Below are 6,612 nucleotides of genomic sequence, written 5' to 3'. Positions count from 1 at the left end.
CGATATTCATCTTTATCTGGCCCAGGCTGCCGAACAGAAGCTGGACATGGACGGCGCCATCGATCACTACCTGAAAGTCGGCGGCCCCCAGGCCATCCGTGCGCGGGTACAGGCTGCGCGCCTGCTATACCAGCAAGGCAACACCAGCCAGGCCCACGCACTGATGCACAGCCTGGCCCAGCAACAGCCGGAACTGCAGGACAGCCTCACCATCACCGAAGCAGAAATGCGCAGCAACAACGGCGATCCACAAGGCGCCATCGCCCTGATCAATAACGCCCTGCGTGACCAGCCCGACAATACCGACCTACTCTACAGCCGCGCCATGACGGCCGAAAAAGTGGGCAACCTGGCGCAGCTGGAAAAAGACCTGAAGCGCATCATCACCCTGGACCCGGACGATGCCAGCGCTCTCAACGCCCTGGGGTACACCCTTGGCAACCGCACCGACCGCCTGGACGAGGCCTATCAATACGTCTCCCGGGCACTGGAACTGCGCCCCGACGACCCGGCCATTCTCGACTCCATGGGCTGGGTGCTCTACAAGCGCGGGGAGACGGAAGCCGCCCGGGACTACCTGCGCCGGGCCTATGAAAAATTCCCCGACCCGGAAGTCGCCGCGCATTATGGTGAAGTCCTGTGGGTTCTGGGCGCCCAGAACCAGGCCCGCCAGGTCTGGCGCGACACCCTGGAAAGCGACCCGGACGCCCCCCACATCCGTGAAGTCATGGAAAAACTCGGAGCTCGCCTGTGACCCTGAGCCTTACCCGCATTATTAGCCTGGCGCTGATGGCCCTGGCGTTGAGCGCCTGCCAGCTACGCCCCACCACAACCGCCCAGTTCGAACACCCCGGCCAGATCCAGCAATGGCAGATGAGCGGCAAGCTCGGCTACCGCACCGCCAACGACGGCGGCAGTGCCACCTTTGACTGGCGCCAACAACCCCAGCGGGGCGACATCCATTTTTCCGGGCCACTGGGCTTTGGCAGCGCCGACCTCCGTTGGGATAGCGGCCGCGCCGAACTGATCACCGCCAAGGAAACCTACCAGGCCCGCAGCCCCGGGGAACTGGCCTGGCACCTCACCGGCTTCTGGCTGCCCGTGTCCGCCCTGCAATACTGGGCCCGTGGCCTGCCCTGGCCCGGCGCGCCAGCGGATGCCGAATACGATGATCAGCAGCGCCTGATCTCACTGGAACAACTGGGCTGGTCGCTCACCTTCGATCGCTACGCGCCCATCGCCGGCGTCGCCCTGCCCTACCGCATCAAGGCCCAGCAGCACAGCAACCGTTTCACCCTGCTGATCAAGGACTGGCAGCCCGGCAGCAGCACCCCGTGACCCTGACATTGCCGGCCCCAGCCAAGCTCAACCTGTTCCTGCACATCACTGGCCGCCGCGATGATGGCTACCATCAACTGCAGACCGTGTTCGCACTGCTCGACCATGGCGACACCCTGGCATTCTCCCCGGCAGACGCCCTGTCACTGCAATGCCACACGGAAAACAACCAGGACACCCTCCCCACGGATGACAGCAACCTGATTCTGCAGGCCGCCAGAGCACTGCAGGCGCACACCGGCAGCAACAAGGGGGCGGCGATCACCCTGACCAAACGCCTGCCACTGGGCGGCGGCGTGGGTGGCGGCTCCTCCGACGCCGCCACCGCCCTGCTGGGTCTGAACAAACTCTGGGAGCTGGGCCTGACACTGCCGGAGCTGGCCGATATCGGCCTGGCGCTGGGCGCCGATGTGCCCGTCTTTGTGCTGGGGCACAATGCCTGGGCAGAAGGCGTCGGCGAACAAATTTCCCCCGTCACACTACCAAATGACGCTTTTTTGGTCGTTCACCCCGGAATTCATGTATCAACTGCTCGAATTTTCGGCGACCGGCAATTGACAAGGGATACACCCATCAGTAAATTACCGGCCTCGCTTGAGGCGGTGCTGACCCGCGACTTTCACAACGACTGTGAAGCGGTGGCAACCCGGCATTTTCCGGAAATCGGAAAAACGCTGGACTGGCTCAAGCAACATACGGGTAACGCCCGTATGACCGGCACAGGCGCTTGCTGTTTTTCCCGCCTGACCGGACTGCAACAGGGGCAGCAATTGCTGCAACAGTTGCCACAACACTGGACAGGTTTCGTCGCTCGAAGCTGTAATACTTCTCCTCTCCACCAGATTCTGGGAGAGACACTGGCGAAGTTTCGAGAGACAAAGAATTCAGGCAAACCCGCCTAAGCGGGCCTGAGACCGAGTGTTGGGGTATAGCCAAGTTGGTAAGGCAGCGGGTTTTGATCCCGTTATTCCCAGGTTCGAGTCCTGGTACCCCAGCCATTTTCTTCTGAGGAACCTCTTACCCTTCCCCTTAGTGGTTCCCAAATTCACGACGCAAGACCCCAGGGGGCGCCAGTGTCCAAGCTCGTCGTTTTCACCGGTAACGCAAATCCCGAACTGGCCAAAGCCATGGTCAACAACCTGAACCTGCCGATCGGCAATGCCGATGTGGGCACGTTCAGCGATGGCGAAGTTGCCGTGGAAATCCAGGAAAACGTGCGCGGCAAAGACGTCTTTATCGTGCAATCCACCTGCAACCCGACCAACAACAACCTGATGGAACTGCTGGTCATGGCCGACGCCCTGCGTCGCTCCTCCGCAGGCCGCATCACCGCCGTTGTTCCCTACTTTGGTTATGCCCGCCAGGATCGCCGCGTGCGCTCTGCCCGCGTGCCAATTACCGCCAAAGTGGTCGCCGACATGATCACCGCCGTCGGCATTGATCGCGTGGTCACCGTAGACCTGCACGCCGACCAGATTCAGGGCTTCTTCGATATCCCGGTAGACAACGTCTACGCCACCCCGTTGATCGTGGCGGACATCGAACGCCAGAACCATGACGACCTGATGGTCGTCTCCCCGGACGTGGGCGGTGTCGTCCGTGCCCGCGCCCTGGCCAAGCAGCTCAACGACGCCGACCTGGCCATCATCGACAAGCGCCGCCCCAAGGCCAATGTGTCCCAGGTGATGCATATCATCGGTGAAGTGGAAGGCCGCACCTGCGTACTGGTGGACGACATGGTCGATACCGCCGGCACCCTGTGCAAAGCCGCCCAAGCCCTGAAAGACCACGGCGCCGCCAAGGTGATTGCCTACATCACCCACCCGATCCTGTCCGGCCCGGCCATCGACAACATTGCCAGCAGCGCCCTGGACGAACTGGTCGTCACCGACACCATTCCCCTGTCCGAAGCCGGCCGCGCCTGTGCCAACATTCGCGTCCTAAGCCTGGCGCCCATGCTCGCCGAAACGGTACGCCGGGTGAACAACGAAGAATCCCTGAGCGCCATGTTCGACCGGCTGGAGCTGGTATAGAACGCCAGACGCCAGATGCTCGACGCCTGACGCTGAAACCCGCTCTTCGAGCGGGTTTTTGCTTTTTGGCGCGTCCGTCATCAGGCGTCTGGCGTCTGGCGTGCTTTTCATGCATAATCGCGCCCCCGCGGAATCCTCCGTGGCTTTATCAACCTCTCTGGCCGACCTGGTCGCGGGAAGCCCGAGAGCATACTGGAGACAGACCATGTCCAATGAATTCCTGCTGAATGCAGAAAGCCGCAGCGATACAGGGAAAGGTGCGAGCCGCCGCCTGCGTCGTCTGCAAGAACGTGTTCCCGGCATCCTCTACGGTGGCGAAGCCGAGCCGCAGATGATCAGCGTTGAGCTGCGCGAGCTGAAAAAAGCCCTGGAAAACGAAGCGTTCTACAGCCACATTCTCACGCTGAAGCTGGACGGTGCCAGTGTACAGGCCGTACTGCGTGACATGCAGCGTCATCCGGCCAAGGGCCACCCGCTGCACGTGGATCTGCTGCGCGTCGACAAGACCCACAAGATCACCATGAACGTGCCCCTGCACTTCATCAACGAAGAAAGCTCTATCGGCGTGAAGAAGCAAGGCGGCGAGATCCAGCACAACTTCGCAGAAGTGGAAGTGAGCTGTCTGCCCCAGCACCTGCCCGAGTTCATCGAAGTGGACATGGCTAACGCTGAAATGGACACCGTGATCCACCTGTCCGACCTGAAACTGCCGAAAGGCGTGGAACTGACCCAGCTCGCACTGGGCGAAGACCACGACCAGCCGGTGGCCGCGGTTCACCAGCCGAAAGTCCGTGCGTCCGCTGATGACGATGCCGACGAAGCGGCAGGCGAAGAAGCCTCAGGCGAGGAATAAGACGCACCGTGGCGGAACCGGTTCGACTGATCGTAGGCCTGGGCAATCCAGGCCGCGAATACGAAGACACCCGCCACAATGCCGGCGTCTGGTATGTAGACGCCCTGGCCCGACGCCAGGGCGTCTTCCTTACCGAAGACAAGAAATATTTCGGCCTCACCGCCACCTTTTCCTTTGAAGGCGAAACCATCCGCCTGCTGGTACCGACCACCTTCATGAACCGCAGTGGTCAGGCCACCGCCGCACTGGCAAACTTCTTCAAGATTCCCGTTACGCAGATGCTGGTTGCTCACGACGAGCTCGACCTGCCCCCCGGCTGTGCCCGCTTCAAGCTAGGCGGCGGCCACGGAGGCCATAATGGTCTGCGCGACATCATCAGCCGACATGGCAACAGCCGCGACTTTTACCGGCTGCGCCTGGGCATCGGCCACCCCGGCTCTGCAGACCGGGTTACCCCCCACGTGCTGAACAAACCCTCCCAAGCCGATCGGGACCTGATCGATCGCGCCATCGATGAAGCCGTCCACTACACCGCCGATATGCTCCGCGGCGACCTGAATGGCGCCATGAACCACCTCAACGGATTTAAAGCGTAGGCAGCTTCTGGCTTCTGGCTTCTGGCTTCTGGCTTCTGGCTTTCAGGATTAGCCCCACCCCAAACGATACTGTCTTTGCTTTTTCTCGAAGCTCGCAGCTCATAGCTCGCCGCTGTTTCCGCTCTGCGGTGGTCGCTTTTTCAGCCCGGCTTCAGTAGCATTGCGGCCTCGAAAAATGGAGGTCTGTCATGGGTTTCAAATGCGGTATCGTCGGTCTGCCCAACGTGGGCAAATCCACCCTGTTCAACGCGCTGACCAAAGCGGGTATTGATGCCGAGAACTTCCCGTTCTGCACCATTGAACCCAACACCGGCGTGGTGCCAGTACCGGACCCCCGTCTGGACAAACTCTCCGCCATCGTCAGCCCGGAGCGGATCATGCCCGCCAGCATGGAATTCGTGGATATCGCCGGCCTGGTGGCCGGGGCGTCCAAGGGTGAAGGCCTGGGCAACAAGTTCCTGGCCAACATCCGTGAAACCGATGCCATCGCTCACGTGGTGCGCTGCTTCGACGATGAAAACGTGATCCACGTATCCGGCAAGGTATCGCCGCTGGACGATATCGCCGTGATCAACACCGAGCTGGCCCTGGCCGACCTGGACACGGTAGAAAAAGCCCATCTGCGCGCCACCAAGGCCGCCAAGGGCCAGGACAAGGATGCCAAAGGCTTGCTGCCGGTACTGGACAAGGTGCTGCCCGCCCTGAACGAAGGCAACCCGGCACGCTCCGTAGACCTGAATGACGATGAACGCAAAGCCATCAAGAGCCTGAACCTGCTGACCCTGAAGCCCACCATGTACATTGCCAACGTGGACGAAGGCGGCTTTGAGGACAACGCCTTGCTGGACGCCGTGCGCGAGCTGGCCGAAACAGAAAACTCTTCCGTGGTACCCATCTGCGCCAAAATCGAATCCGAGATTGCCGAACTGGACGACGAAGAAAAAGCCGACTTCCTCGCCGACCTGGGCATGGAAGAGCCCGGCCTGAACCGGGTCATCCGCGCCGGCTTTAACCTTCTCGGCCTGCAAACCTATTTCACCGCAGGCGTAAAAGAAGTCCGCGCCTGGACCGTCAAGGTCGGCGCCACCGCGCCCCAGGCTGCCGGCGTGATTCATACGGATTTCGAGAAAGGTTTCATTCGTGCCGAAGTCACCGGCTACGATGATTACATCGACAACAACGGCGAGCAGGGAGCCAAGGAAGCCGGCAAGTGGCGCCTGGAAGGCAAGGAATACATCGTCAAGGATGGTGACGTGGTGCATTTCCGGTTTAACGTATAAGAGACGCGGCACGCACCACGCTTCATGCAACACGCCAAATAAAAAGGCCGCCCTTCCGGGGCGGCCTTTTTATTTGCGCTGTCAACTGTCCACTATCAACCTTCAACTGCTTTTCAGTCTGTTCCGCCCGCATTCACCGGCTCGAAGTCTTCATCTTTCAGCTCCGGCAGCTTCTCATCGCATCCCTGAATGCCCTGCTTTTTCAGGTTGGTGCAGACCCTATCCAGCTTGTTGTCCACGGCGTGCATGTGATCCAGCAGCAAGTGAATCGCTTCGGCCACCGGGTCGGGCATGTCGTTGCTGACACCATAGGCCTGGAAGCCGATCTTCTCGGCCATTGCCTGGCGAGTCTTTTCTTTCTCGGTCAGAGGATGGCTAATCACCCGGCCCGGGATACCGACCACCGTCGCCCCTTCCGGCACTTCCTTGGTGACCACGGAATTGGAGCCGATTTTGGCATTCTTGTGCACCGTAAACGGCCCCAGCACCTTGGCTCCCGCACCAACCACCAC

General features: G+C 60.8%; 8 protein-coding genes and 1 tRNA gene. 8 read left to right on the top strand and 1 reads right to left on the bottom strand.

What is annotated here, in order from left to right:
• From A3730_RS13845 to ychF, 8 genes are all read left to right on the top strand, one after another.
• On the top strand, window positions 1-754 hold a 754-nt coding region (locus A3730_RS13845; protein WP_156501205.1), incomplete at its 5' end, for a lipopolysaccharide assembly protein LapB.
• The gene (gene lolB / locus A3730_RS13840) at window positions 751-1,338 is read left to right on the top strand and encodes a lipoprotein insertase outer membrane protein LolB (RefSeq protein ID WP_063520574.1); all 588 of its coding nucleotides are present in this window, start codon (window positions 751-753) and stop codon (window positions 1,336-1,338) included. The genes A3730_RS13845 and lolB, both read left to right, overlap by 4 nt.
• Entirely contained in the window at window positions 1,335-2,240 is a 906-nt protein-coding gene (gene ispE / locus A3730_RS13835; RefSeq protein ID WP_063538265.1) for a 4-(cytidine 5'-diphospho)-2-C-methyl-D-erythritol kinase, read from the top strand. The genes lolB and ispE overlap by 4 nt, the downstream gene beginning before the upstream one ends.
• 20 nt (window positions 2,241-2,260) lie before the next feature.
• Window positions 2,261-2,336 (top strand) — tRNA-Gln (locus A3730_RS13830).
• Between the two features lie 75 nt (window positions 2,337-2,411).
• Complete coding sequence (locus A3730_RS13825) at window positions 2,412-3,371, top strand: ribose-phosphate diphosphokinase (RefSeq protein WP_007149324.1); 960 nt, start codon at window positions 2,412-2,414, stop codon at window positions 3,369-3,371.
• A gap of 205 nt (window positions 3,372-3,576) precedes the next feature.
• Window positions 3,577-4,224 carry a 50S ribosomal protein L25/general stress protein Ctc gene (locus A3730_RS13820; protein ID WP_063521359.1) on the top strand — a complete coding sequence of 216 codons (648 nt, stop codon included), beginning with the start codon at window positions 3,577-3,579 and terminating at the stop codon, window positions 4,222-4,224.
• A gap of 8 nt (window positions 4,225-4,232) precedes the next feature.
• A complete protein-coding gene (pth, locus tag A3730_RS13815) occupies window positions 4,233-4,820 on the top strand; it encodes an aminoacyl-tRNA hydrolase (RefSeq protein ID WP_063521358.1) in 588 nt (195 codons plus the stop codon).
• 188 nt (window positions 4,821-5,008) lie between these two features.
• Window positions 5,009-6,100 carry a redox-regulated ATPase YchF gene (ychF, locus tag A3730_RS13810; RefSeq protein ID WP_063521357.1) on the top strand — a complete coding sequence of 364 codons (1,092 nt, stop codon included), beginning with the start codon at window positions 5,009-5,011 and terminating at the stop codon, window positions 6,098-6,100.
• Window positions 6,101-6,213: 113 nt separating this feature from the next.
• Here ychF and A3730_RS13805 read toward each other — a convergent pair.
• Window positions 6,214-6,612, bottom strand: a 399-nt coding sequence (locus tag A3730_RS13805) for a serine O-acetyltransferase (RefSeq protein WP_369819080.1), incomplete at its 5' end; no start/stop codon positions are given.

The organism is Alcanivorax sp. HI0044, assembly GCF_001634945.1.
This window is presented reverse-complemented; position numbering and strand designations above follow the sequence as displayed.

What these genes read in the sequence shown, in the direction of transcription:
- A3730_RS13820 (WP_063521359.1), top strand. Translation starts at nt 3,577, where the DNA reads ATGTCCAATGAATTCCTGCTGAATGCAGAAAGCCGCAGCGATACAGGG.
- ychF (WP_063521357.1), top strand. Translation starts at nt 5,009, where the DNA reads ATGGGTTTCAAATGCGGTATCGTCGGTCTGCCCAACGTGGGCAAATCC.